The 17,026-nt window shown below is 41.0% G+C and carries 12 protein-coding genes; 1 reads left to right on the top strand and 11 read right to left on the bottom strand.

Annotation, left to right across the window (positions count from 1 at the left end; genetic code table 11):
- Positions 1–80: 80 nt before the first annotated feature.
- Both BET01_RS08830 and bglB read right to left on the bottom strand, forming a co-directional pair.
- A complete protein-coding gene (locus tag BET01_RS08830; RefSeq protein WP_147422802.1) occupies positions 81–764 on the bottom strand; it encodes a hypothetical protein in 684 nt (227 codons plus the stop codon).
- Between the two features lie 82 nt (positions 765–846).
- Complete coding sequence (gene bglB, locus BET01_RS08825) at positions 847–1,926, bottom strand: beta-galactosidase BglB (RefSeq protein ID WP_120196437.1); 1,080 nt, start codon at positions 1,924–1,926, stop codon at positions 847–849.
- A gap of 166 nt (positions 1,927–2,092) precedes the next feature.
- Here bglB and BET01_RS08820 point away from each other — a divergent pair, with 166 nt between their 5' ends.
- Complete coding sequence (locus tag BET01_RS08820; protein WP_243117165.1) at positions 2,093–3,010, top strand: AraC family transcriptional regulator; 918 nt, start codon at positions 2,093–2,095, stop codon at positions 3,008–3,010.
- A 105-nt stretch (positions 3,011–3,115) separates the two neighbouring features.
- Here the strand turns inward: BET01_RS08820 and BET01_RS08815 are convergent, their stop codons facing one another.
- The 9 genes from BET01_RS08815 to BET01_RS08775 all read right to left on the bottom strand — a co-directional run bounded on the left by BET01_RS08815 (position 3,116) and on the right by BET01_RS08775 (position 16,881).
- Positions 3,116–4,726: an extracellular solute-binding protein gene (locus BET01_RS08815; protein ID WP_158585011.1), complete on the bottom strand. Its 1,611-nt coding sequence runs from the start codon at positions 4,724–4,726 to the stop codon at positions 3,116–3,118.
- A gap of 46 nt (positions 4,727–4,772) precedes the next feature.
- Positions 4,773–5,639: a carbohydrate ABC transporter permease gene (locus BET01_RS08810; protein ID WP_120196434.1), complete on the bottom strand. Its 867-nt coding sequence runs from the start codon at positions 5,637–5,639 to the stop codon at positions 4,773–4,775.
- A complete protein-coding gene (locus BET01_RS08805) occupies positions 5,639–6,574 on the bottom strand; it encodes an ABC transporter permease (RefSeq protein ID WP_120196433.1) in 936 nt (311 codons plus the stop codon). Before BET01_RS08805 ends, BET01_RS08810 begins: the two co-directional genes overlap by 1 nt.
- A gap of 19 nt (positions 6,575–6,593) precedes the next feature.
- Positions 6,594–7,136, bottom strand: a complete 543-nt coding sequence (locus BET01_RS08800; protein ID WP_120196432.1) for an HAD family hydrolase — start codon at positions 7,134–7,136, stop codon at positions 6,594–6,596.
- A gap of 130 nt (positions 7,137–7,266) precedes the next feature.
- On the bottom strand, positions 7,267–10,380 hold the full coding sequence (locus BET01_RS08795) for an alpha-mannosidase (RefSeq protein ID WP_243117164.1): 3,114 nt from the start codon (positions 10,378–10,380) through the stop codon (positions 7,267–7,269).
- A 111-nt stretch (positions 10,381–10,491) separates the two neighbouring features.
- Positions 10,492–13,635 (bottom strand): alpha-mannosidase, encoded by a 3,144-nt coding sequence (locus tag BET01_RS08790; RefSeq protein ID WP_120196430.1) that lies wholly within the window; start codon positions 13,633–13,635, stop codon positions 10,492–10,494.
- A gap of 79 nt (positions 13,636–13,714) precedes the next feature.
- On the bottom strand, positions 13,715–14,569 hold the full coding sequence (locus BET01_RS08785) for a carbohydrate ABC transporter permease (RefSeq protein ID WP_120196429.1): 855 nt from the start codon (positions 14,567–14,569) through the stop codon (positions 13,715–13,717).
- Between the two features lie 6 nt (positions 14,570–14,575).
- Entirely contained in the window at positions 14,576–15,505 is a 930-nt protein-coding gene (locus BET01_RS08780) for a carbohydrate ABC transporter permease (protein ID WP_120196428.1), read from the bottom strand.
- A gap of 26 nt (positions 15,506–15,531) precedes the next feature.
- The gene (locus tag BET01_RS08775) at positions 15,532–16,881 is read right to left on the bottom strand and encodes an ABC transporter substrate-binding protein (RefSeq protein WP_120196427.1); all 1,350 of its coding nucleotides are present in this window, start codon (positions 16,879–16,881) and stop codon (positions 15,532–15,534) included.
- Between the last annotated feature and the right edge of the window lie 145 nt (positions 16,882–17,026).

Genomic DNA, 17,026 nt, shown 5'->3' with positions numbered 1-17,026 from the left:
GGGAGTTTTTTTACAGCCCCTTCTCCAAACCTATCCTAGACAGTGAGTACAGCTCACCCTTTTTCTATTTCTCTCTCACCTCACTTATTAAAATACTCCCTAATCACCTCAATCTGACCGTTCACACGTCCAGGTATAGAAATTCTAAGTTCATCCCAAGTCATCAACTTATCATTCTCCAACAAAAACGGACGAAATTCCATAGAAGGTACAAATCCATACACTTCCCTAATATACCTCTCCGTCATCTTCTGAAGTTCATCATCTGTATGGATCTCTCCCTCAAACATATCCTGAACCAGAACACCATCAACTCCCGCCTTCTCCATACAACTCTCCTTCCAATCAGGAATCATAGGAATCACTCTCTTATCAGGAACCAAAGCATGTTTCCCCGGTTGGGCGTAAACCACCGGATGGGTATCTTCCCACAAATTAATCTCCCCTGTCTCTAAATCTACCATATTTAAATATTTGCCATGAAAGCTAGCTTCCACCTTCCCCACGGTTCCATCATGACCAACATATACCCAAAGATGTTCCAGCTCGTATAAATGCTGGATATCATAATCATACCAAATAGCGTATTCAATGGCAAAAGCAGTCTCAGACGAATTAATCTCCACCTCCCTCTTAGGAAAAGAACTACTGCGCCTTGTCTCCCGAAATACAGTATATCCCATAGCATCAATAGTAAAGGGTTCCTTTTTATCTATCATAATAACAGGTTTATACTTTTTCACCAATTCCAGATCATGTATCATTACTTCTTCCTTCTTTCTGTCATTTGTGGCCACTATTCTCCAATGCAAAAGGACGAAACCTAAGCTCCGTCCTAAGAATTTATTATTTCTTCGATGCCTCCAAAAGATAAAGCATAGCCATTGCCTGTCCGTATGGCATAGGGCGAAGTTCTATGTCTTTATAAAACTGTACATTTTCCCTTCCCATAGGCGTCCCATAAGAAACCTGATGCAGCACACCTTCTGCGTCAATGTAGTCCAGAATAGGCTCTAGAGCCTTTCTAGCACACTCTTCATAAGATGGGTCCACAAGGCCTAAATGAACTGCCTTTAATATCCCGTAGGCAAAACCACAAGTAGCGCTGGCCTCAACATAGGAAGTGCTATCGTCAATAACCGTATGCCACATACCATTTTCATTCTGGTACTTTTTAAGGCTTTCAATCTGCTTATCCAGTGCTTCTGTCAAGAATCTCTTTACGGATTCATCACAGTCTATGATCCCAAACAATTCTGGAATAGCCATGGTAACCCAACTGTTTCCTCTTCCCCAGAAAGCTTCTGCAAAGTTATGGTTTCCATTGAAGGTCCAGCCATGATACCACAGACCAGTTTTTTTATCAGCAAGATATTTGATATGAAGAAGGAACTGATATTGAGCTTCATCGATCCATGCCTGGTTTTGTTCCAGTTTCCCCATACGTGCCAGGAATAAAACGGACATGAATAAGGTGTCGTCCCAAAGCTCTTCTTCATTAAGGGTATCGGAAGTCAGATGTTGAAATCCTCCCTCTTTTGTTCTTGGAAGTCCATCTGCCAGCCAGGCAGCCCACTCACGGCAGATCTCCTTGTAAGTTTCATTGCCGTTTTTTTCGGCCACATAGGTTAGGGCAAGAAGAGGCGTGGTGGTATTTACATTTCTTGCCGGAAGGCCGATTGTCATCTGTCTTTCATAGTACTTCTCCAGCTTATTTAAGAATTCCTCATCCCCTGTTTCCTCATATATTTTCCATAAGCCAAAGAGCCCTACTCCCTGGGTCCATTCCCAGTAGCGGTAGCGTTCTGCATCGTCTCCGGCCAGATTTTTCGTTTCCATATTCTTTAAGAAAATATCATCTTCATCATATAAAATCTTTTCAAAACTCGATACCAATAAATCAATTTTTTCTTTCAAAAAATCCATCCCTATGCCACTTCCTTTCCTTGTACCTTAGTAATTTTTTCAAGGCACGCTTGCAATTTTTACAATGTTTTCGATTTTTTTCGCTCAATTAATTGCATGTTTTGTTTATTATGATATAATAAATAACCGAAACATGATGATTCTAAAGAAAGAATACAGGTGGCTCATGATGACTAGTTCCGATGACACATTGCTCTATAAAAAGCAACATAATCTAACAATCAATGATATACAGCATTCTCTTTATTACTACTTTGATTATGACGAACGCTCTTTTGACATTAACATGCCATTTCAGCATTTTCATTCCTTTTATGAAATCATGGTTTTAATCAGTCCTCAGGCCAGCCATCTGGTAGAAGGAATTCCTTATTCCATTCGTTCTGGCGATCTGGTACTGCTTCGCCCTTCTGTTCTCCACCGTTCAGAGTACCCAAAAGGGGCGCCTGGTAAACGACTTATTATGAGCTTTTTATATCCCTCTTCCCTTTGGGATATGCCAGAAACGTATCAAAAACTATTTGAACCTTTTTATACTCCCGTACCCATTTACCGATTTGCTCCCAAACAGCAGCAGCTGATTAACGAAAAGCTGAACCGGATTTATCATTATTCATTTCAAGAGGAAGATCCGGATTTAAGACCTCTTATGGTTCACGGGATGTTTATTGATTTTATCTATACCTTAAGGCAGCTTGCGCCTTACAATACCTATACCAATGAACCGTTAAAAGATGAGGCTTCTCGTAAGGTATACTCCATCGCCAACTATATACATAACCATTATTCCGAAGAACTGACTTTGGATTTCCTATCCAAAGAATTCTTTATCAGCCCGTATTATCTGTCCCATCAGTTTAAAGATGTGACTGGTTACACTCTCACCCAGTATATACAGATGACACGAATTAAAAATGTGCAGTATCTTCTATTAAATACTAAAAAGAAGATTTCAGCGCTTGCGGAAGAGTGCGGATTCACCAGCTTCTCCCAATTTAATCGGATCTTTCAGAAGTATTGTAGCCAGTCACCTTCTGAATTTCGAAAGGCCAGTAATCCTGACAGCCTTCATTACCCTATTTAAAGCATTGAGACAGAAAAAGCTCGTTACAGCTTCCCAGAATCATCCATACGAGGATGAGTAAGAGCTGTAACGAGCTTTTTATAGCCTGCTGCCCCGTAAAAGGAATTACTTTACGCTGTCATAGTATTCTGCTCTTGCATCAAGAATTTTCTGAAGCCCTGCATTTACAAGGTTGTTGTATTCTGTCTGCTGCATGCTGTCAAACTGATCTGGTGAGCAACTGATAAGCTTATAAACATATGCAAGCATCAGGCCCTCAACATTCTTGCCATAGTCTGACTCAGGCTGTGAAATGTTAGAGTATACAGGGTAACGGAATTTGCCTTCTGCACGTACATCATAGAAGTTTGAGAACCAATCATCACTTTCCCATTTCACGGACTGATCTTTCACCCATTTGGAAATGATGGCATCTTTGCTCTTGGTCCAATCCATAGCTAAGTTTACGATATTAAGGTCATCACAAGTTCCTGGATATCCCTTGCTCTTTAAATCTGCTTCGGATAATTTAATTGGAACTCCATTCTCATCTCTCTGATGATCAACGGTGAACACGATATTCTCAGCAACGGCTGGATCTGCCATCCAGTTTAAATACTTCATACATGCCTCAGCCTTTTTCTCGCTGGTCTTTGGAACCATTACAAACATACCATATCTCTGTTCAAACGGTGTACGGTAAGAACCATCAGCGAGTTCAAAACACTGTAGCGGAACGAACGTTCTTTTGCCTGCATCTTGATATAATACAGTGATATAGTTCCATGGACTTTCTGTATCATCAAGGAAGAAACCAACATTACCAGCGATAACCTGAGCTTTGTAAATATCCTCATTGGTATCTGTGGCAAAATCTTTTGTGATAAGTCCTTTATTGTAAAGCTCATTTAACTTTTTGATACCATCAATGGCTCCGGGAGCAACTGCTAAGTAACTTTCGCTGTACATATAAGCGTCTTTGTCATCTTTTAGTTTTACATAAGAACCTACAAAGTTCAGATATCCTTTTTCTGTATCGTTACGTCCACTCATTGCCCAAGGAGTAAGATTGCTTACGCCTCCAGGATTCTTTTCCTTTACAGCCTCTAAATACTTAAATAAATCTTCTTTTGTCTTTGGTATCTCCATGCCTAATTTATCCAACCAGTCCTGACGGATATATGCAGTATGACGAGGAGATTCAACACCTCTTTGTTTCATAATTGCATACTGCTTTCCTTCAAGCTGACCCATGTTCTGAGCATCAGAAACGTACTTTTTAATGTCAGATCCAGCACTCTCATAAGCCTGGGTTAAATCGGTTAAACCGCCGTTTTGAGCAAAGCTATAGAAAAGGCCCTGGTTGTAGGAAAATACGATATCAGGTGCATTACCACCAGACATCATGATATTTAACTTATCATCAGAAGAAGATCTTGGCACAGAAACGTATTCTACGTTGATGTTGTACTTTTCCTTCATCTGCTTTTTAATCCACTCTGTCTGAGCGTTATTCTCAACCGTTGTTCCTGGAGCAGCATCCCCTCTGTCCCAAACCATAACTCGAATGGTCTCTTCTTTCCCCTTATCTGCTGTCGTTGTCTCACTTCCTCCAGCCGCTGCAGAGTTGCCTGCTGCGGTAGTGGCATCGCCACCTTTGCTGGAGCCACAGCCTGTTACCAAAGCTGCTGCGGTAAGAACTGCCAAACAGCATCTTACTAAATTTGCTTTTCTCATAGAAAAACCTCCCTTTCTCTCTTTCATAATTATTGGAAATAAATAATTAGCCTTTTACTGCACCAAGCATAATGCCCTTTGTAAAGTACTTCTGGATAAATGGATAGGCAATTACCATTGGTGACATGGAAATCACAATACTAGCAGCTTTGATATTGTCTGCTACAAGCTGGGTCTGAATTCCTTCATCATTGGTAAGCTTTACGGATTCAATGAGCTGTTTTAACACCATCTGTACCGTATAAAGCTTGGAAGAGTTAACATAATATAGAACATCACTCAAGCGGTTCCATCTGCCCACAGCGTAGAACAGAGCAAGGGTTGCAAGAGTTGGGTATACCAATGGAAGTGCAACTTTAAATAATGTTTGGACCTCATTACAGCCATCGATCTTTGCTGCTTCGTATAAAGAAGAATCAAGTCCTCTAAATGCGGTGCACATTATGATCATATTATAAGCACTTAAGGCTTCCGGTACAATTAAAGCCCAGAAGGTGTCAATCAGCTTAAAATCCTTTACATTTAAGTACTTTGGAATGATACCTGGATCCAAATACATGGTAAGGACAAACAAAGTCATAATAACAGCTCCGCCCTTTAAGTTCCTTTTAGAAAGGGGATAAGCGGCAAGTACTGTCATGATTACGCATACAATGGTAGATCCAATCATTAAAAATACGGAAAATATGAAGGAAGAAACGAAACTTCCACTTTGAAAAGATCTTATGTATGCTTCTGTCGTAGCCTGAACTGGATAAAGGAATACCCTTCCAGCTAAAATTGCATCCTTAGAGCTTAACGACATGGAGAAAACTCGAATGATTGGTATCAATGCCACTATACTAATTACGATAAAGAAGGTATTCCAGAAAAGCTGGAATCGTCTTTCTGCTTTGCTCTTTATTTCACCCATTACATGATTCCCTCCTGTCCCATCTTCTTAGAAATCTTATTTACGGAAAGAATCAAAATGATTCCAACAACTGACTGGAATAAGCCTACAGCAGTGGCAAAATCAAATCGACCTGCCTGGAGACCTACGCTGTATACATAAGTACTGATAACGTCAGCTGCACTCTTTACAAGTGTATTTCCCATCATATAAGGACGATCGAAATCAATGGATACAATCTTTCCAAGCTGCATAATGAGCATAATGGAGATGGTTGGTCTGATCTGCGGAATTGTTACATGAGCAATTCTTTGAAGTCTGGTGGCACCATCGATATATGCTGCTTCTCCCAGAGAAGGATCTGTTGCAGACAGAGCCGCCAAATAAATAATAAGGGAATATCCAGCAGACTGCCAGATTCCTGAAAACCAATACACAAATCTCCAGATAAACGGACTGCTTAAGAAGTTAACCTCTCGTAATCCTGTACCACGAATTAAATCATTGACTAGTCCGCTGGTGGAAAACAACTGAGTGATAATACCTGAAATGATAACCCATGACAAAAAGTTAGGTAGATATAAAATTGTCTGGGTTGCTTTTCTAATCTTCAAGTTACGGATCTCAAATAAGAAAACCGCAATTAGTACAGGAACCGGAAAGCCTAAAATTAAATCTCCAACATTTAAGATCAAAGTGTTAACAAGTGCATTCCAAAAATCCATTGAACCAAATGCTTCCTTAAAGTTTGCGAACCCTACCCAGGGACTATTCCACATTCCAGCGAAAACGTTGAATTTCTTAAAAGCAATGACACCGCCTATCATAGGTCTGTAGCGGAACATCAACATGTAGATAACCGGAATTAAAAGCATTAAATACAACTGCCAGGTATTGCGAATGTATATTTTAAACGGTATTTTTCTGGCACGTTCCTTAACTATTACATTTTTCATATCTTACATACCCTCTTTTCTATACATTCCCTACCTTACTCAGATTCTCCTCCAGGCTCTCAATGAGGGCCAGAAGTTCCTTTGGTTCATGTACGATATAGTCCGCCTTTTCCTCTTCACTGGCCGGATTCATGTCGTAACGTGGGGACCAGTCTATCAATATGGAGGTGATTCCAAAACGGTTTGCTCCAGCAACATCCTTGCGAACGTTATTGCCAATCATAACAATACGATATTTATCTTCATCTGTTAGATGATTTTTATCCATGGCATCCTGGAACATCCGTTCTGATGGCTTTTGAATCCCAACGATCTCTGAAATGGTTCTAGTATGAAAGCAATACCCAAGCCCATTTTCTTCATACACATTGGTAAAAGACTGTTCTTCCCCATCTGCAACCATGGCAATGGTATATCCGGCATCATATAGAGCCTTAAGGGTCTCACCAGCACCAGGTATCATATCCGCATGAATTACAATGTCTTCTTCATTGCGTATTTCGGTACCTTCGTCAATAAATGTGTCTCCACTGTCGGTAAAAATGATTAGTTTTTTCTGCATTTGTAAACTCCGTAAGATTTATTTCGTTGCTTATATCCTAAAGCTATTGAATGAATTATAATATTTTGTTCAATTTGTTGCTATGCGTAATTTGTTTTTATTTCTCGGTTTTTATATGCATTTCTTGCGTTTACGAAAAAGCTCTCAAGGTTTTTATTTCAAATGGTTCAAATTCCAGGAGTATCTGGCACTGCCCCTCATCCTCTTTCACAGGGATCCTTTGTCCACCTTCCAGGCGTTCTTCCATTGTGGTTTCATAGACTTCTTTTATGGAAAGATCTGCCGTAATCACACAGCTTCCATGTCTTCCCTGGGATTCATAAAGCCTTATAATCATATGTCCACTTCCATCTTCCGCCATCTTTATGGTTTCTAAAATCACATTGTCTGCCGATATGTCAAAGAACTTCCTGCCCCCAGATAACATGTTACTTAAGGATAACAGATGGTTGAGTTGAATCCCTTCCCGGATAACTCCGCTCTCTGTAAAATCCCTGCCTATGGCATAAAAGGAATAAGTAAACTGGTGTTTCTCTTTATCTGCATACATATCTGGCCATACTGGAGACTTTAGCAAGGTCAGTTCCATGGAATTACCGCTGGTACTGATCCCGTACTTACAGTCATTTAACACAGCGGCTGTTCGTCCTGGCTCCCAAAGGGCTGTATATCTGTGGTTGCACACTTCAAAACGATCTGCATCCTGTCTGCGATTCTGGTGAGTGGGACGTTTGACATAGCCAAACTGAATTTCCTCTATAGCTTCACTGGTACGTAGATTGACCGGAAATTCCACTTTTAAAAGCTTATGAGTTTCCTTCCAGTCAATCTCAGTAACAAAATCAAGTCTTCTACTGTTATAAGTCAGATCAATCTGCTGGATCATTGGGGAATTGTGAAGCATACGCTTTACTTCCAAAGAAACCATAAGAGGCCCATTCTCAACCACTCGAATGGTAACTGGTGTGGTAAGGTCTATGGACTGCTCTTTATAAAAGGAACTCATCTCCCATGCATCATAATCGATGTTAATATCCTGATACATGCAGAGTTTGTTGCAAGTGCCTTTTACATATTCGATTTTTGTTTCCTTTTCCACAAAGCTTACAACTTCTCCTTGGTTATCCACTACAACCGTAACGAATTGATTTTCAAGGACATAGGAGTTTGGTTCGGTTCGTATGGTACAAATGGAATCTGGAAGGAATTCTTCTTCCTGATCCTCAGTCACTTCCACACCGGCATATCCAAAAGAAGGAACTTTGACCGAAATCAGTACTTCATTCCCAAGTTTTTGGGCTGCAAGTCTTTTTCCGTTACTCTTATATGTCTTTCCTTCTTCATACGGAAAGACGACAAGCTCCTCCCGTTCCCAGCCTAAGGAATTAAATACACTAAAACCATCTTTTCCGCTTTCCAATAACCCTTCCCGGGCTTCTTTTGAGAGTTCCATAGCGCTTTGTATCAAATCCTTTAATGACTGTTTGGCATCGTCATTTACTCTGGTTATGGAGGTACCAGGTAGAATATCATGAAACTGATTGAACAGAAGCTTTTTCCAAAGAACCTCTAATTCTTTTCTTCGGTCTTTTCCATTTCCCATAAAACAGCTTAAAGAAATCCAAAGCTCTGCTTCTCGCAGCTCGATCTCCGCCCTTCGGTTCCCTTTTTTCAGCTTCGCCTGAGAAGTATAAGTCCCTCTATGCCAAGGAAGATAAAGCTCTCCCTGATAAACTTCATTTACAGTCCCCTTTTCTTCCAGCCTTTCAAAAAACCTGACTGGATTTTCCATCTGGGTGCGGGGTACTCCTTCCAGGTCCTTTACTCGTCTTGCCACCTCTACCATCTCTCTGGTAGGGCCTCCTCCTCCGTCTCCAAATCCAAATGGAAATACAAAGGTATCAATATTCTCCTGCTGCACCCTATCCTCTTCCCAGCGCTCAATCATATCCTGAGGGTCCAGTCTGGCATTATTCTTCTTAAAGAAATGAGTCAATATCCGGCTGCCGTCAATTCCTTCCCACCAGAAAATATTGTAGGGAAAAACATCACAGCCTTTTAATGCTCGGGCCATCTTTTGAGTGGCAAAATACTTGATGCCGCAGCCCTTCATGATCTGAGGAAGCTGTCCGCTAAACCCAAAGCAGTCGGGAATCCATACCAAAAGCGTTTCTGTGTTTAGTTCTTCCCGGAACCATCTTCTTCCATAGAGACATTGGCGTATTAAACTTTCTCCGGATACCAGATTGGTATCTGGCTCCACATACATGCCGCCTTCTGGTATGAATTGACCTTCTTTCACTTTTTCCAATAGACGCTCATAAAGCTCTGGATAAAGTTCTTGAATGGTTTCCATAATGGGAGGTTCACACAAAAGAAATTTATATTCTTCATATTCCTCTAATAAGACGATTTGTGTGGATATGGTTCTTGCACATTTTCTCTTTGTTTCCTCCCATGGCCACAGCCAGGCAAGATCTAGATGAGACTGTCCAAAGATGGTGTACTCTGGAGCTGTTGAACCATTTTTGCAGGCAAGGAGAGGTTTTAAGATTTCTCTTGCTTTTATAATAGTCTGGTTAAGTGCCTCTTTATCCAGTTCAAAGTCCACGATCTGAGTGAATCGAAACAGTCCCTCTTTTATTTTAATTGCTCTCAGTGATTTGGGATCAAGTCCTTCATAGAGTTGAAAGAGAGTGAACACGTCCATAGAGAGCTGAAATGCCTCCTCGTTCCATATGCCAATATCGCAGGCTCCCACTTTTACCTGACAGGCTGGAGGCTCTGGCACTGCAATACGCCCAGTAGGACATGGTCCGCCGTTTTCCAGCCTTGGCCCATGCCCTGCATAGCTTTCTGCTACGATATGAAACCGCTCTCCCGCTTTTCCACATCGAGTTAATGTAATACCCTCATGTTTTAGATCTCTGGAGCCGGCTGTCTTCCCATTGACCCATAAAAGCATTTCTCCGCCAACCTCTGGGTGGAGAAAGATCCTTTTTCCTTCTGCCCTTTCAGGTAAGGTGATCTCTGTCTGAAACCAGCCATACTCCCACTTTGCACCCCACTCGGTTCCCTGGGGCATGGGGATAAATTCCTGTTTCAATGCTTCTATGAGAGAAAACCTTTTCGTAGTCGTAAAACCGAAAAACTGGACATCACAAAGTTTTTCAAACATGTGATGCCCCAGTTCTTCCATCCATATCTTAATTCGTTGTTTCCGTTCCTCCGCCAATACCATCATTTTTCCTCCAAACTTTGAAACTCTTGGATTCATTATATTTGATATATGGGCAACTGACTATGCATTCCTTGTGAAGTTCTTGTACAGTTTGTGCACTTTTTGCAGGAGTATCTATCTTTTTAGCTTAATGGTCTTGATTTCGTATGGTTTAAAGGTGATTATAAGTTCCTCGTTCATCAATGGAATGGCCTCAATCTCCTCTTCCAGACAAGTACAAGATACGATTGAAATTGCATTTAAATCAGCTAATTTAACATGGGCCTTGGTGCGTTTTCCATAGGTCTCGTACATGCGGATAACAATACCATCGCCCTCCTCAGAACATTTTATGGTATCTGCCAAAATGTTCTCTTCTTCTATGGAGAGAAGGGAGTAAGAAAGGCTTTCCTTACCAGTTACGCCCGTTGCTTTCATTGGGCAATTTAAATCATAGGCCTCTCTTACTACACCTCCACTGCGGAAATCGCCCTGGTGAGGATAGAGAGAATAGGTAAATTCATGGTCCCCCTGATCTGCATCTGGATTTGGGAAAATACCGGATTTTAACAGGGTAAGGCGGATGATAGAATCGTGGATATCGTAGCCATATTTACAGTCGTTTAAAAGAGCCGCACCGTATCCTGGTTCGGAAATATCTGCCCACTTGTGTGCGCAAACTTCAAATCTCGCCTGATCCCAGGTGGTGTTTTCATGGGTTGGTCGACTTACATTTCCAAATTGAATGTCATAATTGGCTTCCTTGCAAAGAATATCAAGAGGGAACGCTGCTTTTAAAAGAAGCTGATGTTCCGTCCAGTTGATATGGGTCTTAAAATCAATTCGCTTTGTATGCTTGTAAAAGCATATTTTCTGCTCTAACGTGGAATCCATGAATTTCTTCGTAATTAAGATGGTACCTCTTACTGGTCCATTTTCAAGCAGGCGCGCTTCAGTCACCTCAGTCACCTTCCATACCTTTTCCCGGTAGGTAGAATCAACGTTCCACGCATCAAACTCCAAAGGACGATCTTCAAATACAAGAAGCTCATTTCCCTGTGTTCCTTCTTTTAACAAGTTTCTATCTTCCGTTTTGTCATAGAGTTTAGTCATGGTTCCCTCTGCTCCAAACTCCACTTCATAGAATGGTGTGGCCAATCGTGCCGGGTGGCCTTCCTTATCTGCTTCAAAAGAGGATATCACTGGGGAATCATCGTAGGAAGAAAGCTCCTTTCCACTTCCATATACTTGATACCCCTTGGAAGGAACCTCTTCCGCCAGATAAAGAATCTCACCGTCTGCGGACTCCTGAGATAAAAGACCAAGGTCTGGGACTTTTTGGCTTAGGGATACAATTCCGGTTCTTGGAAAGCTTAAGGTGTTCCATACAGATAAGGATTCGAAATCTTTATCTACCTGTTTATGACCTGAGGCTAAAAGAAGACGGTTGATACATGTTTCAATGATCTCATTGCCGGATTGAATGATCTGCTCGTACTGAATCTGGGAATCCTCATATACCTCTTTAATCGAGGAACCTGGCAGGATGTCATGGAACTGGTTTAAGAGAAGGAGCTTCCAGTTTTCCTCCAGTGTTTTTGACGAATATTCTCCATCCTTTGTCAGCAGTAGGTTTAATACGGAATAAAATTCAGTGTCTGCGTTTAAGAACTCACAGGTACGATTGTACTTTTTATTCTTAGCCATAGAAGTATAAGTACCTCTGTGATGTTCCAGATATAACTCTCCATCCCAAACTGGAAGCTGCTTTGCATCCATGCGCTCTTCTAGGATATGGAAGAAGTCTTTTACAAAGGTCTGCTTTGTTTTGGGCGCTCTTGCCACACTATGTTCCAGGCGTCTGCTCTGCTCTAACATCTCCTCAGTAGGACCACCGCCGCCATCTCCGTAGCCATAGCAGGTAAGCACTTCTTTGCTTACGTCCTTGTTCTGGAATCTCTGCCAGGTTCCCATGATCTGTTTGGCATCCTGTCTTCCGTTATAGGTGGTGCTAAAATTCTTTACAGGTTCCCCATTTTTTAAGTAATCTCTTGTGGAAATCAGATAGGTGAGAACCTCACTTCCATCAATCCCCCTCCAGCGGAATACATCGTTTGGGAACTGGTTGAATTCATTCCAGCCAAGCTTTGTGGTCATAAAATAAGGAAGGCCGGATTGCTTCATAATCTGTGGAATGGCAGCGCTGTATCCAAACACGTCAGGAAGCCATAATACTTCACTTGCAGCTGCGCCCAACTCTTTTTCAAAGAATCGTCTTCCATAAAGGATATGGCGAATCAGGGATTCTCCGGAAGCCAAATTACAATCTGGTTCAAGCCACATGGCCCCTTCTGTTTCCCATCGTCCTTCCTTAATTCTCTGTTTGATTTCCTCAAATACACCAGGAGCTTCTTCCTTTACGAATTCATAAAGCTGAGGCTGACTGGACATAAATTTATATTCTGGATAACGCTTCATCAGATTTAAGACGGTCTGAAAGCTTCTGACGGTCTTTTGTCTTGTTTGCTTTAAGGGCCATTTCCATGCTACATCTATGTGGGTATGACCAATGCTGTGAACTGTGACCTGATTTTCTGGCCTGTCCTTATAATAATGTTCCAAAAGCCAGGCATCTGCTTCCTTAACAGACTGAAGAAATTCTTCTGAACCAGGCCGTTTAAAATCAACTAGATTAAGAGCTTCGTTTAAGAACTTAAAGGTATCGATTCGTTCCAAATCACCCTCTTCCAACAGGTCTGCTGCTTCAAAAGGTATGACAAAATCATAATAAAAAGCTGCGATCACCTCTGAATATGTTCCAATCTCCAAATGGAAGAAGTTCGTAAGCCCTGAACTGTTTGAATAAGCATAAAAGACTAGTTCAACGGATTCTCCGCCCTTTGTATAGTCAGAAAGGATTATATCTTGATGGTTCATATCCATAGTGCCAGAGAGTTTTCCATTTAAGTATACGAGAATCTGAGGATTGTCGGTGTTCCAGATATCTGTTGCTCCCGTATTTAAAACCGCCCTTACCTGCATTCCACTAGAGGTTTCAGGAAGCGTTACGTTCGTAAGAAACCAGTAATGTTTATCAGTCCCTCCCCAGGTTTCATCCGTCTCAAAAGGCATCCACGAAAACGCACTGCTGTCAAAGTTTTCTTCAAAGCTGTAATCCCCTGGACTCACCAGTACGTGCTCTGCTCTAATCATGTCCTGATAGCACAATGGCTTGATTGAATCTACTGCTGCCTTTAATCTGTTTCTCATAGGATTCATAACATCATTCCGCCTTTTTCTAAGATTTTAAAAAAGCGGGAAACCAAATGTTGTTGGTCTCCCGCATAAAAAGCTATCATTAGCCCTTAATTCCTGTGGATGCGATTCCTTCTACCAAATACTTCTGCATAGTTAAGAAGATTAAGAAAATAGGAACCAGGGATAAAGTTGCCATTGCAAACATCGCGCCCCAATCTGAACCAGCTGTAGGGTCTGAGAACATCTTAAGAGCGTAGCTGACCGGATATTTCAACGGATCACTTAAGTATATCAACGCAGAAAGGAAATCATCCCATCTCCACATGAAGGAGAAAATTGCGCTTGTTACCAGTGATGGTTTAATCAGAGGAAGTATAATCCGGTAGAAAATGGAATAAACCGTACAACCATCCATTCTCGCAGCCTCATCTAAGTCAATGGGAATTCCTTTTATAAACTGTACATTTAAGAAAATGAAAAAGCCCTGTCCAAAAAACTGAGGTACAATGATTGGAAGATAACTGCCTACCCAGCCCAGTTTATTAAAGATAATATACTGAGGAATCATAATGACCTGGAAGGGAAGCATCATAGCCAGCAGCATACATGCAAACCAGAAGCTTTTAAATTTAAAGTCCAATCGGGCAAATCCATAACCAATCACAGCAGAAGAAATAACTGCTCCAATTGTGGATAGACCGGCAATGACAAAGGAATTCTTAAAAAATATAGCAAAACTGTAACCTGCAAATCCCTTCCAGCCTACGAGATAGTTGGCAGGAGAAAATGTTTCTGGAAGTAAACTGGCTGCGGTACGAAATATTTCATTGGTATCTTTAAAGGAGCTCATCACCATCCACACAAGCGGATATATCATAACACATGCAAAGAAAAAGGTAAATACATGATATATCACTGAGATGGCTGCTCGTTTTTCTTTATATCCTGTCATCATCTCTCATCACCCTTCTGCTTCATAATGTACCCACTTTTTCTGAGTCTTAAATAGGATCAGAGTCAGCAGACCTACAACGAATACCATGAACCAAGCCATAGCACATCCGTAACCTAGCTTATTATAAGTAAAGGAATTCTGGTACATGTAAACGGTATAAAACAAAGTGGTATCTCTGGGCTTACCCTGAGTGATGATATAACTTTGGGTAAATGCCATGAAACCGTTGATCAACTGGTTAATCAGGTTAAAGAAGATGGTTGGTGTCAACATAGGAAGCGTAATCTTAAAGAATCGCTGAATTCCATTGGCACCATCTACGGTAGCCGCTTCATAGAGGCTGACCGAAATCTGCTTTAGACCAGATAAGAATATAAGCATGGAAGAACCAAACTGCCAGATCGCTAGTATGATTAAAGTCCAGATTGCGGTATCTGTTCTTCCTAGCCATGCGATATCTCCTGGAAGCCCGACCACTTTCATAAGTGCATTGACAACACCATCGCTTGCAAACATTCTTTTCCAGAGGATTGCAACTGCGACACTGGAACCAATGATAGATGGCAGATAATAAACGGCTCTGTAAAATCCAGATAATTTACTACTCTTTACTAACAACATGGCAACTGCAAGAGCCATGATAAGCCGGAGAGGCACCGAAAACAGAACATAGTACATGGTAACTCCGAATACTTTCCAAAACTTTGGATCTCCAGTAAACATGGTTCTGTAATTTTCCAGACCTATAAAAACCGGTGTCTTTAAAATGTTATATCTGGTGAATGAAAACCCTAAGGAAAGAATCATTGGAATGGCTAAGAATGCAAGAAACCCTATAATGAAGGGCAGGATAAATACATATCCTGCAACCTTCGGTCTGTTTAAAACTTGTGCCAATGTTTCTTTTCTCTTAGGGGGTGTCTGATTATTCTTCATCTTATCCCCTCCGGACTTTTAAAGTGCTATTTTGCTGCTTCTTCCAAGATTTTCTTAGCTTCAGGTACAAACTGGCCAATGGCGGCGTCTGCAGTTGCATCCCCATAACGGACTGCTTCTACAACGGTTTTTCCTAATGCTTCTACTTCGCCCTTACCAGATGGATCTGGAGCGTCGATTGGTGTTGCAACTTCTGAAACCTTAGCTACATAATCAAATACGTGCTGAGAAATTTCATCTGCTTTTGGTTTGATTGCATCTGCAACTGCAGAGTTAACTGGGATTCCTCTTTCTGCAAGAAGAATATCATTAGCTTCGGTGCTGTTAACAAACCAGTCAAGGAACTTTGCTGCTGCTTCTTTGTTCTTAGATGATTCAGCAACGGAGAAGAACATACTTGGTTTTAAATAAATTGGCTGTGACTTAGAATCGGTAATGGTTGGGAACATGGTAATTCCTAAATCTCTTCCAGCAGTTTTGGATACACTAATATACTGGTTGGATAATAAGAAATCATTCCATGTGGAAGAATCAATAATTGGTTTTGTTTCAACTACGTCTGGATTCTTTTCAGCAAGAAGATCTGCGGAAATGCTGAAATCTGCTTTTGCAAATTTCTCCATGGTGTTGAAATAAATCTTCATAGAATCTTCTTTGCCAGTTGTTAATTCATCAAACAGATGAGAACCATTTGCTCTTGCCATGATCTGCATCATGTTGATTCCACCGTCATATAGAGCTTTTGTGCCCGTTTTTTCGTATATCGTTTTAGAGATATCGTATAATTGATCCATGGTCATCTGATCTGGAATGGTAACGCCAGCTTTTTCAACGATTGCTTTATCATAAAGCATCATAGGAGCGTTGCTTCCAAGGCTGATTGCGTAGCATTTTCCATCAATGGAACCACTTTCGATAATGCTCTCTGAAATTTTTGTGGTATCAATCGTTCCTGTGGAGATGAATTCAGATAAATCTGCAAGCTGTCCACTCTTTTGATACTGATTTAAGTAAGAATAGTCCATCTGTACGATATCTGGTAAATTGCCACCAGCTGCCATAGCAGAAAGCTTATCCCAGTAACCAGACCAGTCAGTAAATTCTACTTTGATATCTACATCTGGATTCTGGCTCATATAAAGATCGACTGCCTTTTTGGTTACATCATTTCTTGTCTGGTTACCCCACCAGCTAAGATTTAAAGTAACTTTTCCTCCGGTTGAAGCGCTTGTACCAGCTGCTGCTTTTGTTGTCTCTGCTGCTGAGGAAGCTCCGGTTGTCTGTGTATCAGTTTTGTCTGTCTTAGCGCCACAAGCCGCTAAAGATGTCACTGCTAACAATGCAGCAAGGGTTGTTGCTAAAAGTCTCTTTTTCATTATAAAACCTCCCTTTCGATTTAATTATCGTATCCATATCATATGTCAAATATGCACAACGGTAAAGTTAAAATATGGCTTTTTGTGGTTAAAAAAACAGCTTTCTGTAATTATATGTCGAATTTTAATATATTTTTTTGCACTT

Source organism: Lacrimispora algidixylanolytica, assembly GCF_003609635.1.
Lineage (GTDB): Bacteria > Bacillota > Clostridia > Lachnospirales > Lachnospiraceae > Lacrimispora > Lacrimispora algidixylanolytica.
The sequence above is the reverse complement of the archived record's forward strand: the minus strand, read 5'-3'. Positions and strand labels throughout refer to the sequence as shown.